The organism is Muribacter muris (assembly GCF_004569585.1).
In the GTDB taxonomy this organism is placed as follows: Bacteria; Pseudomonadota; Gammaproteobacteria; order Enterobacterales; family Pasteurellaceae; genus Muribacter; species Muribacter muris.
In genome coordinates this window covers 1-23374 of the sequence record NZ_SPPA01000001.1, presented here as the reverse complement: position 1 = coordinate 23374, position 23374 = coordinate 1, and the positions used below count along the sequence as shown (strand labels likewise).

Genomic DNA, 23374 nt, shown 5'->3' with positions numbered 1-23374 from the left:
TAAATGCACGAATTATCAAAGAACCCCACGCATCATTCATTCAGCCGATAATGTCAAATCGCCGTTCACATCAAGCCCACATTGCCAACCTTGCAAAAAATCCCGACCATAAACGCCAATTTCTGAACGATATTCACAGGACAGACTATGCCTAAAAAATCCAAATGGTTTGTGATTGCCACCGAAGGGGCAACCACAGACGGCCGCAAAATCAACCGAGAATGGCTCTCGCAAATTGCCCAAAATTACGACCCGAAAAAATATGGGGCGCGCATTAACCTTGAGCATTTTCGCTGGCGTTATTTTGACAAAGATGATGCCCACTCTTACAGCTACGGTGATGTATTAGCAGTGAAAACTGAAGAAAACGCAGAGGGTAAATTGCAATTACTTGCCCAAATCGAGCCGACCAGCGCACTGATTAAACTCGTCAAAGAAAAACAGAAAGTCTATACCTCGGTCGAAATCGATCTTGATTTTGCCGATAGCGGCGAAGCCTATTTAGTCGGGCTCGCCGTAACCGATACCCCTGCCAGTCTTGGCACGGAATATTTAACCTTTTGTGCCGGCGCAAAACAAAACCCGCTTGCAGAACGCAAGCAGAAAGTTGAGAACTTAGTCAGCGAAGCCGTTGAAGCCCCGTTGGAATTTAGTGATGAACAGACAAAATCGCTGTCGTGGCTGGCAAAATTCAGAGCCAAGTTTAGTGCGGTAAAAGCAGATCACGACAACAAATTTGCTGAACACGAAGCGGCACTGGAAATGCTTGCCGAAAAATTTAGCGAATTAGCCGATCAAAACGACCGCTTGCAGACCGAGCTGACCCAGCTTAAAGCGGAATATGCCGAGATCAAACAACAAGCGGTCGGCTTTGCCGAAAAGTTTGCGACACTCGCCAATGAAGAAAGCAAAGGCTACACCCAAAGACCGGTGATGACGGGTAACAAATCACAGGTAGAATTAACCGATTACTAAGCCTAAGGATAATTATGAAAGCGACAACCCTCGAACAATACAGCGCCTATTTACAACGCCAAGCGGAATTAAATAATCTGCCGTTTAATGTGCTATCCGAGCAACGTAAATTTAATGTTACCCCCTCGGTACAGCAGACCATTTACGAAAAATTGCGGGAAAGTTCCGCCTTTTTGGGCGCAATCAGCTTTGTCTTCCCCGAAGAGCAGCAGGGAGAAACCCTCGGTTTAGATTCCAACAATACCATTGCCGGCACGACCGATACCTCCGGTGATCAAACGCGTAAAACCTCGGATATTGCCAGCCTTATCAAGCAGACCTATTTCTGCCAACAGATTAACTTTGATACCCATATCACCTATGCCCGTTTGGATATGTGGGCGAAATTCCCCGACTTCCAAAAACGGGTGGCAGCGGTCGCCCTCAAACAGAAAAAACGCGACTTGATTATGGTTGGTTTTAACGGAACAAGCCGTGCGCCAACCAGCAATCGTCAGCAAAATCCGTTGTTGCAAGATGTCGGCGTGGGGTGGTTAGAGAAAATCCGTCTCAACGCCCCGCAACGCAATATGAACGGCAAAGAAGTGGGCAATCAGGTGCTAGTCGGTAAGGGGCAGCGTTATGATAATCTCGATGCGTTGGTAATGGACGCGACCGAAGAACTGATTGACGAATGGCACCGTGATGATACCGATTTAGTCGTGATTGTCGGCCGTAAATTACTGGCGGACAAATATTTCCCGATCGTCAATAAAGAGAATGCCCCAACCGAACAACTGGCAGCCGATGTGATCATCTCGCAAAAACGTATCGGCGGCTTAAAAGCGGTGCGTGTGCCGTTTTTCCCGGCTAATGCGATTCTGATTACCAAGCTGGAAAACTTGGCGATTTATGTCCAAGAGGGGACGACCCGCAAGCATATTAAAGATGTGCCGGAGCGCGATCGGATTGAAACCTACGAATCGGAAAATCTCGACTACATTGTCGAAGATTACGGCTGCACCGCCTTGATTGAAAATATTACCTTAGAAGATAAGGTGGAAGACAAGGCGAACGGCTAAGGGGGAGCAAATGGGCAGAATAAGTCCGGCACGGGCGCATTTTCTGAGAGTAACGGCAGAAAATGAAACCGCCCAATCCCCGCAAAAAAGCCTTGCGGGGCTAAAAGGTTACGACTTGGTGTTAGCCTCCCTCAATGTGCATAAGCGATCGCTGAAACAACTGCAATCAACCGAACGCAAAATTGCGTTTAAACGGCAGGTTTTCCCTGAATATCAGCCGTGGATTGACGGTGCATTGAATGCCGGTACGGGCGCGCAAGATGCGGTACTGATGACAATGTTAGTCTGGGCGATTGATATTGACGCCTTTGATACGGCGCTCAAGATTGCCCGCTATGCCTTATTTCACGACTTGGTAATGCCGGAACAGTTTAACCGCACCACCGCTTGTGTGGTGGTGGAAGAAATTGCAGCCAAAGCAACCAAAGCTCGTGAAACCCAACAACCTTTTGAAGCGAATGTGTTGGTGCAGGTCAATGAACTGATTACAGCGTTTGACGCCGATATGCCGGATCCGGTACGGGCAAAATTACTGCGGGAACTTGCCGAGTTGATTGAAGAACACGAACCGGAAAATGCCCTCGCTTACTATGCCCGTGCCATTGAATTGGACGGCAACTGCGGGGCGAAAGGGCTACGCAGTCGATTGGAAAAGAAATTAGCCAAGCTCACCGACAGTGAGAAAACCGAACAGTAGGCAATGCCTAAACCGAGCGTATCACGCCAGCCGAGGGGCAGAAATGACGGTCTTTGCAAAATGTTGCGATTCTCTGACCGCTTGCATTTCTCCACCCCTCACTTTTAGGATAACCCAATGAGTAGCATCAGTATTCCCAAAGTTGAACGGTTCGATTCCAGTAAAACGCCATACAATCAAACAGAGATAAGCAATGAAGTGATTAGCAACAACGGCTTCTTCCCCGATCTCCATTTGATTGACGTGCGAAACGCAATGCGGATTGACGGTACAGTCACCAATGAACGCCTTAAACGAGCAGTGATTGAGGCGATTGCGACAGTCAATAAAGACCTCAAACCGTTTCGGCTGACACAGCAAACCAAGGGAACACAATCACTTGCTGACAGTGATGATGAACAGATTAACGGTGAAAGCGTATTGGTTCATCACTACAAACAAGCGGTATTTAGCTTAGCAACCGCCTTACTCTATGAACATTACCGTAGTTTTGACAGTACCAAAGACGGCCACGATAAATCGACCGAATTACAACACACCGCGGGCGATTTACGCCGTGATTACCACTTCGCTGTGCGGGAAATTCGGGGCGAAAACGGCTTAATTTCGGAATTGTTATGATCTTAACTGCAATCCAAGGCGATACCCTTGATTTGTTGATTTATCGCCATTACGGCAGCACCGCAGGGCTGGTTGAACTCGCCTTGGCGTATAACCCGCAGCTTGCGGAAATGCCAGTGTTACCAATAGGGCAGCAGGTGGAAATGCCGGATATTGTTCGGCGTGCTGCACCGCTTAGCAAAGAAACGGTAAGCCTATGGGACTAATCAGAATGGATAAACACGACAATACCTCGCTTTTTGGGGCATTTATCACGGTGATCTCCAGCCTCAATCTGTCCGATTGGGGCGTGATTTTAGGCATTCTGTTTGGGTTGCTGACCATCTTAATGAATTGGCACTACAAAGCCGAAGAGCTAAAAATCAAAAAAGAAGCCTTACGCCGTTACAAAATTAACTTACAGGACATCATTAACGATGAGCAAAAGCGCTAAATTTACCGCTGCCGTAGTGTGTGGCGTGTCAGCCATTATTGGCTTAGTCCAGTTATCCCACCCTGATTTACGTATCAGCCAAGCGGGAATGGCGATTATCGGCAATGCCGAAGGGTGTCGCCGTGATCCGTATCAATGCCCTGCTGATGTACTGACGGTCGGGATTGGTTCAACCGCGGCAGGCGGTGAGGCGATTGATCCGAACCGACTTTATACTTACCAAGAGATAGCCGACCGCTGGGCGAAAGATTTGCGAGCGGCGGAACAGTGCGTAAACCGTTATGCCAACGGGAAAAGGCTGCCGCAGGGCGTATTTGATGCACTCACTTCAATCACATTTAATGTCGGTTGCGGCGCAATGCGAAAATCAACAATGTTCCGCAAAGCCAATGCCGGCGATTATCTCGGCGCGTGCAATGAATTGCCGAAATGGATCTATGCCGGCGGCAAGAAATTACGAGGATTGGAAATTCGGCGAGAGAAAGAGAAGCATTTGTGTTTGCCAAAATAAAAGGGCGTAAACGCCCTTTCAATAACCTAGTGATGCTTTGGTGCATCTTTCAGCACATAAAGCAGACATACCAAGAAAAATAAAGGTATGCCAATGACAGAGATAAGAAAACCGATATTCACTATTTATGCTCTGCTTTACGCTTTGCATTATCAATAGTTCGGCTAATGGCAATATAAAGCCCAAGTGGAATAGCAACCACAATTAGCACATCAAGGATATTGAGAAAAACATTCATTGTGGATCCTCCGTATTATGTGATTGAGTAAAAATCTCCGGTGATTCACGCAGTTTACGACCGCCGGCTAATAATAGATATGCGATGACAACTAAACCGAGTGTACGAAATAATTTAATGAGATAGTGCGATTCACTATCACCAAACATAACAACGGGAATGGCGACAATCGCCACTTTTGCACAATCTTCAAGGATTTTAACCCACGCATCAAGGGTATCTTTTTTGATAGGGCGTTTAAATAAATTCCACATTGTTATTAACCAAAACTTTAATTCTTGATAAGTGTAATCAACTTTCATCAAATGATCAAATAGGAAATAAAATGCTGACTCATTTCATTAGTGCCGCCTTTGGCAAATCAATGATCGCTTCGGTGATTGTGTTATTTAGTGTGAGTAGCTATTTGTGCTACCAAAACAAAAGCAAAGAACAGCAGCTCATCACAGCGGGAAAAGAATTGACGCTCATCAAAGCGGATAATCGGCAACTGGCGAACCAACTGGAAAATGCCCATATTCAGATTGCCCAGTACCAAAGCCAAGTGAAAGCGCTACATCAAAACGTATTAAGCAAACTTCAACACGCAGAGGAACGCACCAATGACATTTTGGCCGAACTGGAAAAACAGCAAAATTGGGCTAAGCAGCCTGTGCCTGATCGCCTTAGCCGCCTGCTCAAACAGAGGGCAGGTAAACATCAGCAAACCCAATCCGCTGATTTGCCCCAGCGAAAATCATTGCCGGCAGCCCAATCTTCATCACCTCAACACCAACGGTGATTTGATAAAAGCCTTAGACCAAAGCCTGACGACGATTGAATTGTGCCAAATTCAGTTGCAGGCATACCAGCAGTGCATCGAGATTTACAACACCACACAGAGCAAGCAGAACCAATGAAAGACCAAATCGACCGAGCCAACGAACTGGCAGAACGTGAACGGGAATTTGCCCTTGCAAAAAGACGGGCAAAACCGACCGCTTGCAGTGCCACCTACTGTGAAGATTGCGGCGACGTGATCCCCGAACTCCGTCGCAAACATATTCTCGGCTGCACCCGTTGTGTCGATTGCCAACGGATTGCCGAACAGCGACAAAAAGGCTATCGCCAATGTTAAAACCCGACCGTCTGCGTGATTTGCTCACCCAATCCATCGCCTATTTTCAGCAAAATCCCGACCAGTTGATTTTGCAGTTTGACAACGGCAACCTGAAACTGACCGGCGCAGCCTCACTATCTTTTGAATATCACTACGATTTGGAAGTGATTGCCACCGATTTTCCCTATCACCCCGATGTACTGTTTGTGCCAATCCTTAATTTTGTGCGGATTGAACAGTCGGAACTGCTGCTCAATCCGGCAAATCAGAGCAAAATCACCTTTGAGATTGAACCGAACAACCACAAAACCTATGATATTTACATCAAAATCCCTCTCACCGAACGGGTGATTGTCAAGGAACAGGAAGGGGAATTTACCGCAAAACACGGCAACGAACCGCAACCGACCGAATGGATCCCCCTTGAGCGTTGGCGTTTATACCATTTCGACCGACTGATTTTCGACTCCCAAGCGCAAACCAATGACGATTATTGATACCGTAACCCCGCACCTACAAGCCCTTGTGCAACAACTTAGCCCACAACAACGCAAGGCTCTCACCCGTGAGATAGGCAAACAGCTTGCCCAGTCCCAACGTAAACGCATCGCCGCGCAGAAAAATCCGGACGGCACGCCGTATGCCCCACGCAAAGTGCAAAAGCGAGTAAAGCGTGGCAAGGTAAAACAAAAAGCAATGTTCGCCAAACTCCGCACCGCACGGCTAATGAAAACCCGTACCAACGGGGATGGGGTAGAGATTGGGTATGCGGGGCAAGCCGGTTTTATTGCCGATATTCACCAACACGGGAAGTCTAGCCGTGTCTTACGGCATTTGAACTGGAAAGTAAAATATGACCAGCGGGAATTGCTCGGATTTAGTGGTGATGATCAGGCAATGATAGAAAATATTGTGTTGGCGCATCTTGCCGGCAATAAAAAAGGCGGTTAAACCGCCTTGATACTTAACTGTTTTTGAAGTCTTTTACGCCTTGAAAGATACCACCAATAATGCCGTATGTAACTGAACCGACAAAAGCAATACCAAGAATAGCAACGGATAGTAGGCTACCGACAACCATCAATCCAAAGAAGAAGGTAACGAATAAATCAAGCATTATTTCCTCCTTATATTATTAAGCCTAATGATTAGACATTCTGCCGAGAGTGTCAATCATTTTTTCACATAAAACGGCAAAAACAGATCACTGACTGTAAATTCATAATAGTCGAATTCACGCATAGCATCGGATAGAAAACATAATGAGCCAAAATCTTAAATTACAAGTTTTACTTTCTACGGTCGATAAACTCACCGCTCCATTTCAAAAAGCAACCCAAAAAGCCCAACAACTTTCCCGTACACTCGGTGAAAGTAAGGGGGCATTACGCCAATTAAACAGCCAATTTAACCAAAATGAGAAACAGATTAAAAAATACCGAGATGCCCTTAATCCACTTAAAGCACAATTTAATGAAACAAGCCAAAAATTAGAGCAGGCACGCCAAAAGGCGAAAGCAATGCAACGGGCATTTTATGATGCCAAAAATCCAACTACTGAATTTAAGCGGAAACTAAAAGAAGCACAGCAAGCAGTGGTTCAGTTACAGCAGAAAAAACAGGCTTTAATTGATCGCACCCGTAGGGTTCGGCTTGAATTTAAGCAGGCAGGCTTTGATGCGAAAAAAATGGCAGCTACGCAAAGTGAGTTAAAGCGGAAAATGAAAGAGGCTTCTGATTCAATTAAACAGCAAGAAGAACGGCTAAAGCGGTTGAATCGGCAACAACAGCAGAACGCAAAATATAAACAACAGGCTGAAAAGCTGAAAGCACAAGGTGATCGTGTTGGGCAATTTGGGCAAAAAACAATGATGGGCGGTACAGCTCTTTTAGGTGGTGGCTATGCAATGCTAAGTCCTGCTTTAGAATTTGAACAATCTTTTTCCAAAGTACAGGCATTAACTCGCTTAGATAAGGAAAAAGATGCCGAAAAAATTAAGGCGTTGCGTGATCAGGCTATTCATCTTGGTGCTACAACAGCTTTTACCTCTTCGCAAGTGGCTGATGCTCAAGGTTATTTAGCAATGGCAGGGTTCAAAGATGAACAAATTAGATCGGCTACGCCGTCAATGTTACAGATGTCAATGGCATCAGGGACAGATTTAGCCCGTGTGGCTGATATTGCCTCGGATATTTCATCAGGTTTTAAAATTCAAGCAGACGATATGGGGCGTGTAGCTGATGTATTGACGTTAGCATTTACCAATTCAAATACTAGTTTGGAAACCCTTTATGAAACAATGAAAGAAGGTGCACCAATTGCAACCGCTGCGGGACAATCGTTTGAATCTGCCGCAGCTCTATCTGCATTATTAGGTAATGTCGGGATAAAAGGTTCTCAGGCGGGAACGACCTTAAAAAATATGTTCGTCCGTTTAGCCGCACCGCCGAAAGAAGCTAAAAAAGCACTGGATAAGCTAGGAATAAAAACCAAAGATGCGAAGGGGAATTTAAAAGATGTGCCTTTAATTCTCAAAGAGATTATGGACAAAACCAAATCAATGGGAACAGGGGAGCGTTTAGGAATTTTTGATGATATTTTTGGCAAAATCGGATTAGCAGGAGCTTCTGAATTAGTGAGCCAAGCTGGAGGTATGATTGAATACTATGAGAATATGCTAAAAAATGCGAAAGGAACGGTTGAAAAAGTCAGCACAACGATGACGGATAACCTATTGGGCGATATTAAATCCCTTTCCTCTGCTAAAGAGGATATTGGGTTAGCTATCTATGATACGATTTCAGATGATCTGAGAGAGCAGACCCAATCTTTTACCCTTTGGTTACGAACTCTTAGCCAATGGGTTAAAGCAAATCCGGAATTAACGAAAAGTATTGCACAGGCGACCGCTTATTTTGCGGCATTTTTATTAGTATTGGGTGGTTCATCATTGATCTTGAGTTATGTGATTTACCCTATTTTACGGATTGGATTAGCGTTTTGGAAATTTAGCACAATTCTACTTAAAGTAACTGCCTGGACAAGTAAAGGGTTATTGTTAATGGGCAGAGCCTTTTTAGCGGTAATTCCCAAAATTCTTGCCTTTAGTGCTGCACTACTGACAAATCCGATAACTTGGATTGTATTAGCGATCATTGCGTTAATCGCCGCATTGGTTTTACTTTGGAAAAATTGGGATACGGTTAAACAAGCGTTAGTATCCGGTTGGAACTGGGTGTGCGAAGTATTTGATAATAACCCAATCCTAAATATTTTATTTCCGATTATTCCCTTGATTAGAGGTATTATTTGGTTGATTCAGAATTGGGGGAAAGTCTCCGAAAGTGTGTCAAATTGGATTAGCCAAAAATGGGACGAATTAAAAAATAAAGCAGCAACGGTGTGGGGAAATATTAAAAGTTGGCTTTCAGATGCCCTACAACCGCTTGAAAGCCTGAAAAATGGAGTGCAATGGTTGATTGATAACTTGAGCAAAATTTCTTGGGAAGGCATTAAACAGGGGGCAAAAGATTTAGGTTCGGGGATTAAAAATTATGCCAGTGAAAAAGTTAATCAAGCAGGGCATTACATTAGTGATAAATGGCATAGTGTAAAATCTTGGTTAGGGCTTGATCAAAAATGGTCGGGCGGTTATGCCGGCAACGGTGGCAAATATGAGCCAAAAGGGATTTATCACGGCGGCGAATATATTATGACCAAAGAAGCGACCAGTCGTATCGGGATTGCCAACCTTAACCGTTTGAACTATGGCAAAATGGCAGGACTGGCTGCGTTAGGCTCAACGGTTGCGGTGGCTCAACCGATGGTACAGGTGGATAACCGCCCGCCGATAAGTACCGTCAGCCAACCGCAAGCGGTCGGTTCGGTGAATCAAACGGTCAATATTACAATTAATGCGGCACAAGGGCAGTCTGAAGCGGACATCGCCCGCACGATACAACGTATTTTGGCAGAAGAACAACGCAAAGCCCAAGCCAAACAGCGGAGCAGTTTGCGGGATCGGGGGTGATTGACAATTACACAGGAAAAATGGACAATGCGATCAGATATTGTCCATTTTTATCAACAGGAGGTCATATGAATAAAAATGCACCTTATATCCGTGAAATTGTGGATAAAACAGCCCAAATTGGTGGTACTAGAGTAGTAGGCAAGACACCGCAAGAGACTAAGCAAAATGTTTTGCACATTTTGAATCAGCAACTTAAACAGACTCAAACGAAACAAAATGTTAGAACGTAAACATATTAAATTTGTAGAAATCCATCGCTTATTCACAGAAATCAGTCTAGCACTAGGTTTTACCGAACAACAGATTGATCAACACTCTGCAAATTTAGCCGAGTTGATTTCATTGTGGCAACAGCAACAGTTTGTCGAAATTTATATTGAAAATCAAGATAGGCTATTTGGGCGTGCTAAAGACAGTAGCTTATCCTATGGTGCATCGCCTTACTATATTGGTCTGTATCACGCCCGTATTAGTTATACTGAAAATGATCCACTAGTGGTGCTGACATTTGAATATGAAGATAATCCAGAGCAAACAACAGTATCGGTACGTTTTATGGTTGATCACGATACGTTATTTGGTCGGAAAGAAGAAAAGTTTATTCAACAGAAAATGAAAGCCATTAGAAAGCGAATTGATGATTTTATCCAACAAGGTAATCAGATAAGTTAATTATTTATCCATTAAGAAAGCGACCTCGGCCGCTTTTTGTTTGCCTAAAGTTTCCCTTATGGTATTGCAGGTTCAGCCTGTTTTATATAATATATATTAAAAGTAGATACATTTAAGGAGGCAAATTATGATAACAGCGAAATTATTTTGGACGGGCAATTCACAAGCTATTCGATTACCGAAAGCCTTTCGCTTTGCCGGCGAAGAAGTTCGGATTGAAAAACAAGGCAATAAAGTCATTATTGAACCTGTTGTGAATAACTGGGATTGGTTAGATGAATTAGGCGAACTTGACCCGACTTTTGTGAAAGCGGTTCAGTCAGAACGGCAGACGCCGGCACAGGAAAGAGAGTGGAGCTGTTTTGAATGAAATACCTGCTTGATACTAACGCCGTGATTGCCTTACTGAATCGTCAGCCGCAATTTATTGAAAAATTGACACAATACAAGCCAGCTGATTTTGTCTTATCCAGTATCGTGTTGTTTGAGCTCTGTTTTGGGGCTGAAAAAAGTCAGCGTAAAGCGGAAAACCTTGCTAAGTTGGATAAGTTGCCGTTTGAAATTGTGCCTTTTACCGCTCAAGATGCCCGTATCGCTGGCAAAATTAGAGCGGAATTAGCACTGCAAGGGCAGCCAATCGGTGCGTATGATGTCCAAATTGCCGCTCAAGCGATCAGCCGTCATTTAACCTTAATTACCCATAACATCAAAGAATTTAAACGGGTCGATTCATTAAATTATGAAGATTGGCTATAAACGCAAGCGACTACGGTCGCTTTTTGTTTTATTGTTAAAAAACAACGTAAAGCCCAAGCTAAACAGTGGAGCAGTTTGCGAGATAGAGGGTAATTGACAATTACACGGGAAAAATGGACAATGCGATCAGATATTGTCCATTTTTATCAATAGAAAGGGGAATAAAATGTTAATTACTTATGCCAAGCCAATATTAGTTGTAAATAAACCGCTTGTCCTGATGAATAATGCACGGGTAATAGAAAAACCTTTGCGTAAAGTACCAAAATTGAGCAATGAAGAGATTGCGGTATTCAGTCAAATTGAACGTAAAGCCGGTGCAATGACTATTGATGATTTAATGAAGGCAATGGGCATCAAGTAAGATGAATATTGCCCATACCCGATTATTTGCAACGCATTTTGACACTGAATCTGCTCTCTTCACATTTGTAAATCGCTTTCGAGAATGGAAAGAAAATGGCGAAGAGAGCAGTTATTATTTCGGAAAAGATGGTTTTTATAGTCCCATTCGTTCAGGTTTAAAGCACGTTCATCTTGTCCCAATCATCAATCTACAAGCTAAAAATCATTGGGATAGAAACTGGAAAATAGGCTCTCGTAGAACCAGTGATACTTGCCTTGTTTATGTTGAAGATAATCACGATTATCTCTTGATCTCCATTTTGCCCGAACCACTTGCCCACGCCATAGCCGAACAGAAAGAAGAAAAATACCGTAAAACAATGGCATATTTTTGGCAGATTGCCGAACAGTTTTTTTATTATCGCAATATTATTGCTTAACTAAGCGACCACGGTCGCTTTTTGTTTGCCTGTCATTTTCCCTTTCACATACCCCAACGCTCGCTTAACACCCCACAACCCCACACAATATCGGCATTTTTAACCTGATCTGCTCAAAATGCCTCAAACCGCTGAAATTATCCGCCGTTTAGATAACCTGATCCGCTTTGGCACGATAGCCGAGGTGGATTTAGCCAACGCCAAAGTCAAAGTGCAATCCGGCAATATTCTGACGACTTGGCTGCCGTGGTGGGTGATCCGTGCCGGTACAACCCAAAGTTGGTCTGCTCCAACGGTGGGCGAACAGTGCCTAATACTTGCAGTCAGCGGTGAGTTGACCACCGCCCTTGTTTTAGTCGGCATTTATACCCAAAACGCACCGAGCCAAAACGGTGATGAACATCTGATTACCTTTCCAGACGGCGCCACGGTGAGTTACAACCACGCAAGCGGTCATTTATCGGCAAAACATTGCAAAACCGCTGAAATTCAAGCCAGCGGCACGATTACCCTTGATTGCCAGACGGTCATTTGCACCGGCGATTTACAGGTACAAAAAGCCGTGAGTGCCACAGGCAATATCAGCTCGCAAGGCAATGTTTCAGCGGTCGCTGATGTCAGCGTGGGAGGGATTTCGTTGAAGGGTCATACTCACGCCGGTGTGGAGAGAGGCAACAAGAAAACGGATACCCCAAGTTAATGAACAGACAAACCGGCGAACGGCTAGAGAGTGAGATTGAGCATATTAAGCAATCTATCAGCGATATTCTGCTTACGCCCAAAGGCTCAAGAATAATGCGGAGGGATTACGGCAGTCATTTACTCAAATTGATTGACCGCCCACTTTCTGCGGGGCTTGCCTTACAAATATCGGCAGCTTGCGTAATGGCGTTGAAGCAGTGGGAGCCGAGAATTGAGGTGAAAGCCTTTAAAGTCAGTATTCAAAGCCTTGCTTACGCTCACCAAGTTACCGGCTCGTTGGAGGCGATTGTGAAAAAGAGCCAAACCAAGCTCACCTTATCAAACCTGAATTTAAGTTATGAGTGAAATGATTGATCTCTCCAAGTTGCCGGCACCCGATGTGCTGGAAACCTTGGATTATGAAACATTATTGGCAGAACGTAAGGCAAAGTTTATCTCCCTGTTTCCCGCAGATGAACGCGCCTTTTGGCAGGCAAGGCTTGCCCTTGAATCCGAACCGATTACCAAATTATTGCAAGAAAATTGCTATTTACAACTGCTTGAGCGACAACGTATCAATAACGCTGCACAAGCGACAATGCTTGCCTATGCCACAGGTAACGATTTAGATGTAATCGCCGCAAATTTTAATGTGAAACGCTTGGTGATTCAGGCAGAGGATTTAACGGCAATGCCGCCGAAAGCGGAAATTTTAGAAAGCGACAGTGATTTCCGTTTACGCACTCAGTTAGCTTTTGAGGGAATGTCAGTTGCCGGCCCCCGTTCAGCCTATATTTTCCACGCCCTATCGGCACACAGTGATGTCGCCGATGTGTCGGTGGAATCACCACAGCCTGCCTATGTTACGGTAACGGTTTTAGCCCGCTCCGGCAAAGGTTTGGCAACGCAAGAAGTGTTAGATAGTGTACGGGAAAAGCTAAATCACGATGATATTCGCCCGATTGCTGATCGGGTAACAGTACAAAGTGCGGTGATTGAAGATTATCAAATTCACGCCAAACTGCATATGTTTCGCGGGCCGGAATATGAACCGATCAAAGCCAATGCCCTACAACGTTTAACGCATTACACCGCGGAGCGAAAGCGGCTGGGGCGGGATATTACCCTATCCGGTATTTATGCCGCTTTACATATTGAGGGTGTTCAGCGTGTCGAATTGTTGCAGCCTAGTCGAGACATCATTTTACCGAATCACAAAGCCGGTTTCTGCACCGATATTCAATTAGAAATGGTGGTGTCCGATGACTACTGATGATGTGCAAAAAACGCCCCCAAACCGACCGCTTGTCCCCAGTGGTTCAACCCCCCTTGAAAAGCGAGCGGCGGAATGTTTACGTCTTGCGGTTGAAAACCCGATTTTAATTCCGGATTTAATCAACCCCGACCGTTGCCCCGAACCGCTATTACCCTATTTGGCGTGGGCATTTTCGGTGGATAAATGGGACGAAAATTGGACGGATACGGTCAAACGGATTGCCATTAAACAATCCTTTTTTATTCATAGACACAAAGGCACACTCTCTGCGGTGAAACGTGTGATAGAGCCAATCGGTTATTTGGTCGAATTAAAAGAGTGGTGGCAAGAGCAACCAAACGGGGAAGCCGGCACCTTTAAACTCAGTGTGGAAGTATCTGAAAGCGGCTTAAACGAACAGACCTACAATGAATTAGTCCGGCTAATAGAAGATGTGAAACCCGTTTCACGCCACCTGAAACAACTGGCTATCGCTGTTTCACCCACCGGCAATTTGAACACCTTTATCGGGCAGCAAATCGGCGAAATTATCAGCGTTTATCCCCAATAGGACACCCAATGGCAAAATTATACTATTCTGTTTTAACCACTTATGGTGCACAAGCCTTTGCCAATGCAATAGCAAATAATCGTGCCTTACACATTCAAAAAATGGCAGTCGGAGACGGTAACGGCAAAACCGTTACACCGGATTCAACCCGAACAGCACTGGCAAGAGAAAAATATAAGGCGAATATCAGTGCAATATCCCGTGATCCCCGTAACAACAAACAAGTGATTTTTGAACTCACTATCCCCGAAAATATCGGCGGATTTTGGATTCGTGAGATGGGTATTTTTGACGATCAAAACCGCTTAGTCGCTTATGCTAACTGCCCAGAGAGTTTTAAACCGGAGCTCGCCAGTGGCAGTGGTAAAGTGCAAGTTATCCGTATGATTCTGTTAGTCAGCTCGTCTGACTCCGTCACGCTGACTGTTGATGATAGTGTAATTTTCGCCACTCGTGGACAGCTTACGCCACAGAAAATCACCGCTACTACTCAAAACAGCGTTGATCAGACTGGACACACACACGAAATCGACAAAGCCAGTCTCACTACCAAAGGTTTGGTGCAACTGACCAATGATACGGGATTGGAGAGTGAAAGTCTGGCTTTGACAGCAAAAGCCGGTAAACACATTAGTCAGCAAGTGGCTCAACTGCAGCAGAATATCGCCAATAATTACATTCAGAACAGCAAAAAATCCTCTGCCGTCAACAGCCATTCCACAGATACAGTAGCGACTTCTGCTGCCGTGAAAACCGCTTACGATAAAGCGACAAATGCGGAGAATAATGCAAACGGTCGTGTATCCAAAGCCGGTGATACGATGACCGGCGGATTGAGTATTAACCATGCAACCGGTGCAGGCGGTTTTGCCGGACAATATACTGCCAATGCACCGTTTTTTGCGGATGTCGGTAATGCGCAAGGGCGTAATAACTATTACCCGTATATCAAAGGTCGCGTATCAAATGGTGATGGCTGGGGAACGGCATTATCATTCGGGTATGTTACCCCGACAAACCGTAATCAATTTGGACAAGGGGTTATTCACTTAATTGAAGATAACGGCTCAGAGCAACATTGGTTTTTTCATCATACCGGCGAATTTCGGTCCGCGGGCGATGTAAAAACATCAACCAACGTATCGCTTAATGCGCTTAATGACATAGCGGTTAAACGTATCGGTAATCCACATAATATCCAACTACGCTGGGAGAACGGCTTAGAGGGAAAAGTCGATAATACCGAATTGGGGGGGATTCATTATTCGAGCCGCTCTTATGTAACAACGACAACAGATAACTGGGGTGGTTTGATAATTGAACGCCCAAACCGCAATGATCGAATGTTGGTTGAGAGTAACGGTAACAGTTTTGCTTTTATCCGCCGCAATAACCAACAAAATCATTATGTGATTACTACACCGGAAAGGAATGGCACGATTGCCCTTGAGGGTGAAGCAATCAGCACATCACATAAAGGCTACGGTGCTTATAACCAACAATACCACTCCGGCGCACCGATTATGGTGGAAGAGACCGGTTCACGAGACAAAGATACCTATCACCCGATTGTCAAAGCCAGAGTGCGGGGAGTGAACCGATATGGCACGGCATTTTCATTCGGCTACACAACTCGGCATAAAGAAGAAGACGATTGGGGATACGGGGTGATTCACTTAATCGAAGATACCGGTAAAAATAAATACTGGACATTTGAGCATGGTGGAAATTTCTGCTCGGCGGGAGATGTGATTACCGGGCAAGGTCGTTCTCTGAATCAAATGAAAGAGGTGGCTGTGCTTGCCGGTGAGGTGAATCACGACGGTTGGATTCCGCTACCGGAGGGGTTTAGTGAAGCGCAATGCCGTTGGATGGTCTCTATTCGTGATGATAATCCCACAAATCGAGGCTGGGATATTGAAGAAGATCTCACATCAACCCACTATCGTTTTCAGTGCTATACCAATGGGCGTCAAGTCATTGCAAGAACATGGCAAAGCGGACATGGCAGTGCTGGTTCTACGTGGATTCCGGCAAAGGCAAATTACATCATTATCGGGGTGAAATAATGTTCTATATTTTTAATTCAGAGGGTAAAAATACTGCTTGTTGTGATATGCAACCTAACCTTGCCGATTTAGCAAGCCGCAATGAGCAAGCGATTGAGTTCAATCAAGATTTTGAAGGTGAGCCGGTATTAGTCGAGGGGGAAATTGTGATTATTCCACCTGCCCCCAGTGAGTTTCATCACTGGGACGGTAAAACGTGGCTTATCGATGAAAAACAACAAAAGAAGATGTTCAATGAGGAGAAAGCCCGCCTGCTTCGCAAAATTTCCGACCAAACCGACCGCTTGAAAGCGCAATATTTGCAAGGCTATTCCCAAGCAGAAATCGACAGTTTTTACCGACAGGAACGGGAAGCACGGGGCGAATTACCGTTGATGTTGCTCACCGAATTATTTGAAGGCAGAAACGACCTTGATAACATCGACCAGCTCAAAGAAAAGGTGATTAAAAAAGCGGATTTGTTTGCAATTATTATGGGTAAAACCTTTGCGATTAAACAGGGTTTTGAAGTGCGCATTGAGCAAGCCTCAACTTTAGACGAACTCGCAAAAATTGATAGAGAGATTGAGCAATGGCAATCTATCTAGCCCTCTACAAAGGCAAAGGTGATTGGGTGGACAGGCTTGTCCGCTTCTTCACCAAAGGCAAATACAGCCATTGTGAAATTGCGATTGAACGCCACCAATTCCGAAGCGGCGAGCATTACCCCGTCATCAGCTACGACTGCTACTCGGCAAGCCCACGGGATAACGGCGTGCGTTGCAAAAAAATCAATGTAACCGACCGCTTGACGTGGGAGTTAATTGAGTTAGAGGGCATTACCGAGAGCCAAATCAAAGCCTATTTTGAAAGAACCAAAGGCAAACAATACGACCTATGGGGTGCAGTCGGCGTGGTATTAGGGTTCAAGCAAAAAAGAGAAAAATTTTTCTGCTCGGAATGGTGCTTCAACGCCCTCCGCAACAGCGACCAAGGCTGGCGTTTTAGCCCGAATCAGTTAGCCGAGATTGTCAAACCCTAAATCACACTCCAAACCGCTCGCCTATGAGCGGTTTTCTTTTCACAATATCGGGCATTACTTGTTCACACACTCAAGGATTTCCAATGTCAGATGCCTACTTACACGGCGTGCGGGTGATTGAAGCCTCAGACGGCACACGCACCATTCGCACGGTGGCAACGGCGGTGATCGGGTTGGTTTGTACCGCCGATGATGCCGATGCCGATATCTTCCCCCTTAATACCCCTGTTTTAATTACCAACCCTACCGCTGCAATGGCGAATGCCGGCAGTACCGGTACGTTAAAGCGTGCCTTAAATGCCATCGGGTCGATTGTAAATACACCAACGGTGATCGTGCGTGTTGCCGATTCTGAAGATAGCGACACGCTTACAGCAAATATTGTCGGAACCGTTACCGAAGAAGGTAAATATACGGGCTTGAAAGCCTTAACGGTGGCAAATTCAGTGGTGTTTGTCAAACCCCGTTTAATTGCCGTGCCGAAATTTGATAATCAAGCGGTCGCCAGCGAAATCGGCGTGATCGCCAAAAAGCTGAACGGCTTTGGGTTTATTTCATCGAATGGGGCGACCACGAAGGAACAAGCGGTCAGTTATGCCCGTAATTTTGCCAGCCGTGAATTGATGATGATTTTTGGTGATTTTCTCTCGTTTAATGCCGATACTGCCGCGACCGAGGTGGACTATGCCACGGTGCGAGCCTGTGCTATCCAAGCGTGGATTGATAAAAATATCGGCTGGCATAAAAATGTGTCGAATGTGGAAATTGCTGGCGTTACCGGTATTACCCACCCGCTCAGTTTTGATATTCAAGACGACAGCACCGATGTCAATTACCTCAACAGCAAAAATATCACCGTCTGTTTGAACAATAACGGCTTTAAGTTGTGGGGTTCTCGCACACTTTCCGCCGACACCCAATTTGCCTTTATGCAGGCGACCCGTTCAGCACAAATCATCAAAGATACGTTGGGCGAAGCGTTTGATTGGGCGATCGATAAACCGCTCACGCCAAACCTTGCCAAAGATATGTTGGAGATGATCAACAGCAAATTCCGCTTTTGGAAAAATCTCGGTTATTTGGTTGATGGCGAAGCGTGGCTGGACGTTGAGTTGAACAGTAAAGACCAGCTCAAAGAAGGCAAATTCTTCATTAAATACAAATATATGTGGGTGCCGAGTTTGGAAAATCTGAATATGTACCAGTATATTGAAGATGAATATTTGGTTGATTTTGCCAGTAAAGTGGCATCTGCATAATCACGGAGAATAGCAATGGCATTACCTCGTAAACTGAAAAATTTTAACGGCTCGGTCGATTCGGTGAGCTATCACGGTGAAATCACCGAAGTTACGTTACCGAAACTGACACAAAAAATGGAAGAGTACCGCTCCGGTGGAATGTTCGCGCCGGTGAAAGTCAATCTTGGCCACGAATTGCTGGAAGCTGAATTTAAGGTCGGTGGTTTAACCACCAGCTTGCTCAAGCTCTACGGCAAAGGGATTCAGGACACAATGTTCCGTTTTAACGGTGCATACCAGCAAGATGACACGGACGAAGTGTCGGCGGTGGATATTCTGATGAAAGGTCGGATTGAAGAGATTGACGGCGGTAACAGCAAAGCCGGTGATGATACTGAGTTTAGCTACAAAATGGCGTTAAGCTACTATAAATTAAGCGTAGATGGTGTGGATATTATCGAAATTGACGTGCTGAACTATGTGTTTAAGGTGGACGGCAAAGATTTACTGAGCAAACACCGCAAAGCAATGGGGCTATAAGCCCCAAATTTCGTAACAAGCGGGTATTTCCGACTAATTTTTTGCAACAAAAAGGACAAATTCAATGAAACAAACTCAAACTGTTACCCTCAAAAACGGCATCGTGCGTGGTGGAAAAACCTTTAATGAGATCTCAATCCGCAAAGCGTTAGTGCCACAACTCAAAGGGCTTTCCCTGTTTGAACTCTATCGATTAGGGGCTGATGAATGGCGTGCATTATTGCCGAAGATTTCCGCCCCGAAACTCACCAAAGCGGACTTCGACACAATGACAATTGCCGACTTTACCGCGTTGATGAATGCCGGCTTAGAGTTGATCCAAGAAAGCGAGGACGAAGACAGCGAAGATGACGAGGACGAAAAAAAGTCCGACTCATTCCTCGAAGCGTAGAAGACGCAATAGCCGATATTGCCACCGTGTTCCATTGGCAACCGAGTGCCTTTGAGCAAATGACGATTGACGAGCTAATGCTGTGGCGGGAAAAGGCGAGAGAGCGGCACGAGGCAACGCAAGAATAATATTGCTAAATCCTAAAGGTAGGGACGCACTGCGTGCGTCCTATTTTGTAGATTGAGACAATGGGTTTCGGACGCACTGTGTGCATCCTATTTTGTAGCTTGAGATAATGGGTTTCGGACGCACGCAGTGCGTCCCTACACTTTCATTGTCTGGGGAGATTGAATAATGTTCCAAAACTTCGCAATGATGGCACTGGGGTACTTTGTGTTTATGCGCCAAACCGTCCCCTATCAAGACACCAGCCGAGAGTTGAGCTGGAATCACCCGACTAATAATGTTGTCGGTAAATTACCCCGTTCGCAATTCACCGGCAAAGCAGGTGAGACCCTGACCATTAGCGGCACATTGATGCCGGAAATTACCGGTGGCAGTTTGAGCCTGCTGGCATTAGAACTAATGGCTGAGCAGGGCAAAGCCTATCCGCTGATTTCCGGTTCGACCTTTATGGTAAAAGGCTGGTTTGTGATCGAAAGTATCAGCGAGCAGCAGAGCTACTTTTTCCCTGACGGCACGCCTCGCCAAATTGATTTTTCAATGACCCTTAAACGTACCGATGATTCAATCTTATCGGATATTGTTGATGATGTGATGAGTTATTTTTAATGAATCTGTTTGAAAAATTATTGGAAAACGGTCATCGTATGCCGGCATTGCATTTAACCGTTCGTCCGAATAGCAAACGCAAAGGCAGCGAACAACCGAAAAAGGATATTACCACCCTGATTACCGATAGGCTGATCAGCTTGACTTTAACCGATAGCCGAGGCTTTGAGGCAGATCAGCTTGATATTGAGTTGGACGACACGGACGGGCGATTAGAAATGCCGGCACGCAATGCGGTATTAGCACTTGGGCTGGGTTGGAAAGATGAAGCACTGACTTACAAGGGGGAATATACCGTTGATGAGGTCGAACATTCCGGCGTGCCCGATAAAATCACCATTCGGGCAAGGTCGGCGGATTTGCGTGGCACGCTGATGAACCGACACGAGCGGAGTTTCAGCAATACCACGATTGGCAAAATTGTGCAGCAAATTGCCGAGGAAAATCAGCTTACCGCAATGGTCGGGGCGGAATTTCGTGATTTTGTGATTAAACATATTGATCAGACTAACGAGAGTTCAATCAACTTACTCTCCCGTTTAGCCGCAGATCACGATGCAATCGCCACGGTGAAAAACGGCAGACTACTATTTATTAAAGCAGGCAATTCCACCACCGCAAGCGGTAAACCGTTACCACCGATACAGATTCGCAGACAAAGCGGCGATAATCACCGTTTTAGTATAGCGGAAGGGGATAATTTTAAGGCGGTCAAAGCCTATTGGCACGATACCAATACGGGCAAACGGGGCGAGGTAGTTTTTGATGAAAACACCGAAGTGAAAAAAGTCGTGAAGCCGACAATGCGTAAGGTAACGAAAGCTAAACGAGGCAAAGCAGGCGAGCCAATGCGGGATAGCAAAGGCAGGGTTAAAAAGGATAAAAACGGTAATATCAAAACCTATAAAAAGGGCAAAGTTATCAAAGGCAAAGACGGACAAAGCATTAAGGAAACTGTATTTGTCAAAGGCAAAGGACGCAAGGTGAATGAAATTGTGCATCACAAACCCGTAGAAAGTGATTCGGAGAATATTAAAACTCTACGGCATACCTATGCCACTCAACAATCGGCACTCAATGCGTGCAAACGAAATTTTGAAAAATTGCAGAGAGGCTTAGCAACTTTCAGTCTATCCCTTGCGGAAGGCAATGCCGAGTTAATGCCTGAAATGACAGTGAGTGTGGCCGGCTTTAAGGCTCAAATTGATTCAAACGATTGGCTAATCACCCAAGTAACCCACAGCCTGAATGCAGACAGTGGGTTTACCAGCCAAGTGGAAATGGAGTTGAAGACGAGGGAAGAATAATTTGCTATTTTTTATGAATAAGCTGTAATAAATAATAGTGTTGTTTTAATAATTTAGCGCATAAGTAATAAGAACAGCCAATTATCATAAAATAGCAACTATACTTTATTGGTTTTTCAAGGCTAAGATAATGTGCAATATCACTAAAAACAAAATTGAGTATAGACACTATAAAAAATAGCAAAGCGAATTTCACTAATAGATAGTAATGTTCAGTTATTGATTTTTCTTGCATTTTATATCTCCCCATTGTGTTAATTTAGTCGGGGTAGATTATACGCTTTAGATTACCTTTTGTAGATCCGTTTTAGTTTAGTTCGCTCTAAATAGCCTATAATTTGTTTGTCATTTTCATCTTGAAAAATGACTTTCACACGTTTTGCATTTCCTTTCGGCTCATATATTAAGCATAGTTGGGTACCTTCTAGTAGGTAGTATTCTGATTTTTTCCCTTTAGGGTAGCTGTAAAGCGGTGTTCCACCTTTATGTGTAATTTATGCAATTAAATCTGTTTATCTATCTTTAGGCTTTAATGTAGGATTGTCCTGAAATATAGAAAATTTCAAAGGATTTTCCAGTTGTGTAATCGGATGATATTTTTTTTTGATAGTGTTAAGTTCATTTTCTGAGAAATAATCTCTTATATAGCTAGGTTTAAACGCAATATTTTCACAATATTTTAGAATCATATCGGAGAGTTCAAGTTTTATATGATTAATGTTTTTTTGTAGCATTTTCTGTAATGCTTCTTTTATTTTTTTGTTATGTTTAGAGAAAGAAAATATTATGTGTGTCTTACCGTTTTCAGGAAAGATGTTTAATGTTATTCCTTTATAATTTTCTATGGTTTTATTGTCAGGGTTATTTATTTCATTTATATCTTCTTGATTATATATTTCTTCAAGGTTATAACTAGTATATGGAATAAATGCAGAGTTCACAGCTAAATAGTATTCTTTTTCGAAAGAATAGTAAATATGTTCAATCTGGTTTTCTGTATCCTTATTTTTAATGACACTTTTTAAATGCGATATTAAACTTTCAAATTCTGCTATGTTTAATTTATTATCACATATTCTTTTCTCATTGTTAAAATACCGCATTAAACTTTCAAGCTCTGCTATACTTAATTTATTATCATATATTATTTCGATTTTTAATGGAAAATTATAGGGCTCTGGAAAAAGTTTTTTTTTAATATTATTTGCTATTTCTAAAGAATGCATACAAGAGTGCGTTTCTTTTAAAATGGCACGCAAGAAATATAAATTCATGTTTTCTTCATTTGGTTCGAAATCCCTATCTTCTATAGGTTGGAAAAGTATTTTATCATGTTTATTACAAAGCCCTCTGAATGTACTAAATTTATTAATACCAACTTCATCAAAAGTAGCTTTAAGAGTATTAGTTTTATCGCAGTCTTTTAATTTGAAGTATGAAACTTTTCCATTTTCAGATATCTTAGATAATATTTTATTTTTTTGAATAGAGTGAGCACTGCTGATTTTGGGAGAGCAAGTGTCATTCTCATCATTTCCCCAAAGGCATAAACTAATAGGGGCTGTACTAGATAACTAGGGAAATCTAATTTCAGGTTAGAATAATCCCTATGAGAAGAAGTCGTTTAAGTCAGTACAAGCAAAACAAACTGATTGAACTGTTTATTGCGGGTGTTACTGCTCGC

Annotated in this window: 35 protein-coding genes and 1 pseudogene; 32 read left to right on the top strand and 4 right to left on the bottom strand. The window is 44.0% G+C overall.

Annotated features, from left to right (window positions below):
- Nucleotides 1–147: 147 nt before the first annotated feature.
- The 7 genes from E4T80_RS00165 (at nt 148) to E4T80_RS00135 (ending at nt 4298) form a co-directional block, all read left to right on the top strand.
- Nucleotides 148–975, top strand: a complete 828-nt coding sequence (locus E4T80_RS00165; protein WP_135053862.1) for a GPO family capsid scaffolding protein — start codon at nt 148–150, stop codon at nt 973–975.
- Nucleotides 976–989: 14 nt separating this feature from the next.
- Nucleotides 990–2036 (top strand): phage major capsid protein, P2 family, encoded by a 1047-nt coding sequence (locus E4T80_RS00160; RefSeq protein WP_135053860.1) that lies wholly within the window; start codon nt 990–992, stop codon nt 2034–2036.
- Between the two features lie 10 nt (nt 2037–2046).
- Entirely contained in the window at nt 2047–2733 is a 687-nt protein-coding gene (gene gpM, locus E4T80_RS00155; protein WP_135053858.1) for a phage terminase small subunit, read from the top strand.
- Nucleotides 2734–2850: 117 nt separating this feature from the next.
- Nucleotides 2851–3354 (top strand): head completion/stabilization protein, encoded by a 504-nt coding sequence (locus E4T80_RS00150; RefSeq protein WP_135053857.1) that lies wholly within the window; start codon nt 2851–2853, stop codon nt 3352–3354.
- On the top strand, nt 3351–3560 hold the full coding sequence (locus E4T80_RS00145; protein WP_135053855.1) for a tail protein X: 210 nt from the start codon (nt 3351–3353) through the stop codon (nt 3558–3560). The genes E4T80_RS00150 and E4T80_RS00145 overlap by 4 nt, the downstream gene beginning before the upstream one ends.
- Nucleotides 3551–3787 carry a phage holin gene (locus E4T80_RS00140; protein ID WP_135053853.1) on the top strand — a complete coding sequence of 79 codons (237 nt, stop codon included), beginning with the start codon at nt 3551–3553 and terminating at the stop codon, nt 3785–3787. Before E4T80_RS00145 ends, E4T80_RS00140 begins: the two co-directional genes overlap by 10 nt.
- Nucleotides 3771–4298, top strand: a complete 528-nt coding sequence (locus E4T80_RS00135) for a lysozyme (protein ID WP_135053851.1) — start codon at nt 3771–3773, stop codon at nt 4296–4298. Before E4T80_RS00140 ends, E4T80_RS00135 begins: the two co-directional genes overlap by 17 nt.
- 234 nt (nt 4299–4532) lie before the next feature.
- On the opposite strand, the gene E4T80_RS00130 is transcribed toward E4T80_RS00135, so the two are convergent.
- On the bottom strand, nt 4533–4790 hold the full coding sequence (locus tag E4T80_RS00130; protein ID WP_047977931.1) for a hypothetical protein: 258 nt from the start codon (nt 4788–4790) through the stop codon (nt 4533–4535).
- Between the two features lie 131 nt (nt 4791–4921).
- Nucleotides 4922–5074, bottom strand: a complete 153-nt coding sequence (locus E4T80_RS13325; protein ID WP_369074428.1) for a hypothetical protein — start codon at nt 5072–5074, stop codon at nt 4922–4924.
- Nucleotides 5075–5138: 64 nt separating this feature from the next.
- Between E4T80_RS13325 and lysC the strand changes: the two genes are divergently transcribed.
- The 4 genes from lysC to E4T80_RS00110 are packed head-to-tail and all read left to right on the top strand — an operon-like array spanning nt 5139 to nt 6586.
- The gene (lysC, locus tag E4T80_RS13320) at nt 5139–5435 is read left to right on the top strand and encodes an Rz1-like lysis system protein LysC (protein WP_369074427.1); all 297 of its coding nucleotides are present in this window, start codon (nt 5139–5141) and stop codon (nt 5433–5435) included.
- Nucleotides 5432–5653, top strand: a complete 222-nt coding sequence (locus E4T80_RS00120) for a TraR/DksA family transcriptional regulator (RefSeq protein ID WP_047977932.1) — start codon at nt 5432–5434, stop codon at nt 5651–5653. Before lysC ends, E4T80_RS00120 begins: the two co-directional genes overlap by 4 nt.
- Nucleotides 5647–6132, top strand: coding sequence for a phage tail protein (locus E4T80_RS00115; RefSeq protein WP_047977933.1), 486 nt, complete (start codon nt 5647–5649; stop codon nt 6130–6132). Before E4T80_RS00120 ends, E4T80_RS00115 begins: the two co-directional genes overlap by 7 nt.
- Entirely contained in the window at nt 6119–6586 is a 468-nt protein-coding gene (locus tag E4T80_RS00110; RefSeq protein WP_135053847.1) for a phage virion morphogenesis protein, read from the top strand. The genes E4T80_RS00115 and E4T80_RS00110 overlap by 14 nt, the downstream gene beginning before the upstream one ends.
- A 13-nt stretch (nt 6587–6599) precedes the next feature.
- Here E4T80_RS00110 and E4T80_RS12740 read toward each other — a convergent pair whose 3' ends face one another.
- Nucleotides 6600–6752, bottom strand: a complete 153-nt coding sequence (locus tag E4T80_RS12740) for a hypothetical protein (protein WP_157019817.1) — start codon at nt 6750–6752, stop codon at nt 6600–6602.
- Nucleotides 6753–6897: 145 nt separating this feature from the next.
- Between E4T80_RS12740 and E4T80_RS00105 the strand changes: the two genes are divergently transcribed.
- The 20 genes from E4T80_RS00105 (at nt 6898) to E4T80_RS00015 (ending at nt 21690) form a co-directional block, all read left to right on the top strand.
- Nucleotides 6898–9666, top strand: a complete 2769-nt coding sequence (locus tag E4T80_RS00105; protein ID WP_135053845.1) for a phage tail tape measure protein — start codon at nt 6898–6900, stop codon at nt 9664–9666.
- Nucleotides 9667–9734: 68 nt separating this feature from the next.
- On the top strand, nt 9735–9899 hold the full coding sequence (locus E4T80_RS12735) for a hypothetical protein (protein ID WP_167740674.1): 165 nt from the start codon (nt 9735–9737) through the stop codon (nt 9897–9899).
- A complete protein-coding gene (locus E4T80_RS00100) occupies nt 9886–10341 on the top strand; it encodes a hypothetical protein (RefSeq protein ID WP_135053843.1) in 456 nt (151 codons plus the stop codon). The genes E4T80_RS12735 and E4T80_RS00100 overlap by 14 nt, the downstream gene beginning before the upstream one ends.
- A gap of 127 nt (nt 10342–10468) precedes the next feature.
- Nucleotides 10469–10711, top strand: coding sequence for an antitoxin (locus tag E4T80_RS00095; RefSeq protein WP_135053841.1), 243 nt, complete (start codon nt 10469–10471; stop codon nt 10709–10711).
- On the top strand, nt 10708–11097 hold the full coding sequence (locus tag E4T80_RS00090; RefSeq protein ID WP_135053839.1) for a type II toxin-antitoxin system VapC family toxin: 390 nt from the start codon (nt 10708–10710) through the stop codon (nt 11095–11097). The genes E4T80_RS00095 and E4T80_RS00090 overlap by 4 nt, the downstream gene beginning before the upstream one ends.
- 166 nt (nt 11098–11263) lie before the next feature.
- On the top strand, nt 11264–11461 hold the full coding sequence (locus tag E4T80_RS00085; RefSeq protein WP_135053837.1) for a hypothetical protein: 198 nt from the start codon (nt 11264–11266) through the stop codon (nt 11459–11461).
- A 1-nt stretch (nt 11462) separates the two neighbouring features.
- The gene (locus E4T80_RS00080) at nt 11463–11882 is read left to right on the top strand and encodes a type II toxin-antitoxin system YafO family toxin (protein ID WP_135053834.1); all 420 of its coding nucleotides are present in this window, start codon (nt 11463–11465) and stop codon (nt 11880–11882) included.
- Between the two features lie 118 nt (nt 11883–12000).
- On the top strand, nt 12001–12582 hold the full coding sequence (locus tag E4T80_RS00075; protein WP_135053832.1) for a phage baseplate assembly protein V: 582 nt from the start codon (nt 12001–12003) through the stop codon (nt 12580–12582).
- Nucleotides 12582–12929 (top strand): GPW/gp25 family protein, encoded by a 348-nt coding sequence (locus E4T80_RS00070; protein ID WP_135053830.1) that lies wholly within the window; start codon nt 12582–12584, stop codon nt 12927–12929. The genes E4T80_RS00075 and E4T80_RS00070 overlap by 1 nt, the downstream gene beginning before the upstream one ends.
- The gene (locus tag E4T80_RS00065) at nt 12922–13836 is read left to right on the top strand and encodes a baseplate assembly protein (protein WP_135053828.1); all 915 of its coding nucleotides are present in this window, start codon (nt 12922–12924) and stop codon (nt 13834–13836) included. Before E4T80_RS00070 ends, E4T80_RS00065 begins: the two co-directional genes overlap by 8 nt.
- On the top strand, nt 13826–14389 hold the full coding sequence (locus E4T80_RS00060; protein ID WP_135053826.1) for a phage tail protein I: 564 nt from the start codon (nt 13826–13828) through the stop codon (nt 14387–14389). Before E4T80_RS00065 ends, E4T80_RS00060 begins: the two co-directional genes overlap by 11 nt.
- An 8-nt stretch (nt 14390–14397) precedes the next feature.
- Nucleotides 14398–16458, top strand: coding sequence for a phage tail protein (locus tag E4T80_RS00055; protein WP_135053824.1), 2061 nt, complete (start codon nt 14398–14400; stop codon nt 16456–16458).
- Nucleotides 16458–17045, top strand: a complete 588-nt coding sequence (locus tag E4T80_RS12940) for a phage tail protein (RefSeq protein ID WP_194186306.1) — start codon at nt 16458–16460, stop codon at nt 17043–17045. The genes E4T80_RS00055 and E4T80_RS12940 overlap by 1 nt, the downstream gene beginning before the upstream one ends.
- Entirely contained in the window at nt 17030–17479 is a 450-nt protein-coding gene (locus E4T80_RS00045; protein WP_135053822.1) for an enoyl-CoA hydratase, read from the top strand. The genes E4T80_RS12940 and E4T80_RS00045 overlap by 16 nt, the downstream gene beginning before the upstream one ends.
- An 83-nt stretch (nt 17480–17562) precedes the next feature.
- Entirely contained in the window at nt 17563–18738 is a 1176-nt protein-coding gene (locus tag E4T80_RS00040) for a phage tail sheath protein (RefSeq protein WP_135053820.1), read from the top strand.
- 15 nt (nt 18739–18753) lie between these two features.
- Nucleotides 18754–19260, top strand: a complete 507-nt coding sequence (locus E4T80_RS00035) for a phage major tail tube protein (protein WP_135053818.1) — start codon at nt 18754–18756, stop codon at nt 19258–19260.
- Nucleotides 19261–19324: 64 nt separating this feature from the next.
- On the top strand, nt 19325–19651 hold the full coding sequence (locus tag E4T80_RS00030; RefSeq protein WP_135053816.1) for a phage tail assembly protein: 327 nt from the start codon (nt 19325–19327) through the stop codon (nt 19649–19651).
- On the top strand, nt 19636–19779 hold the full coding sequence (locus E4T80_RS00025; protein ID WP_369074429.1) for a GpE family phage tail protein: 144 nt from the start codon (nt 19636–19638) through the stop codon (nt 19777–19779). Before E4T80_RS00030 ends, E4T80_RS00025 begins: the two co-directional genes overlap by 16 nt.
- A gap of 166 nt (nt 19780–19945) precedes the next feature.
- A complete protein-coding gene (locus E4T80_RS00020) occupies nt 19946–20383 on the top strand; it encodes a phage tail protein (protein ID WP_135053812.1) in 438 nt (145 codons plus the stop codon).
- The gene (locus E4T80_RS00015; RefSeq protein WP_135053805.1) at nt 20383–21690 is read left to right on the top strand and encodes a phage late control D family protein; all 1308 of its coding nucleotides are present in this window, start codon (nt 20383–20385) and stop codon (nt 21688–21690) included. Before E4T80_RS00020 ends, E4T80_RS00015 begins: the two co-directional genes overlap by 1 nt.
- Nucleotides 21691–22202: 512 nt before the next feature.
- Here the strand turns inward: E4T80_RS00015 and E4T80_RS00010 are convergent.
- Nucleotides 22203–22916, bottom strand: coding sequence for a hypothetical protein (locus tag E4T80_RS00010; RefSeq protein WP_135053803.1), 714 nt, complete (start codon nt 22914–22916; stop codon nt 22203–22205).
- A 383-nt stretch (nt 22917–23299) separates the two neighbouring features.
- On the opposite strand from E4T80_RS00010, the pseudogene E4T80_RS00005 reads away from it, so the two are divergent.
- A pseudogene (locus E4T80_RS00005) lies at nt 23300–23374 on the top strand (IS1595 family transposase); the annotation flags it as partial.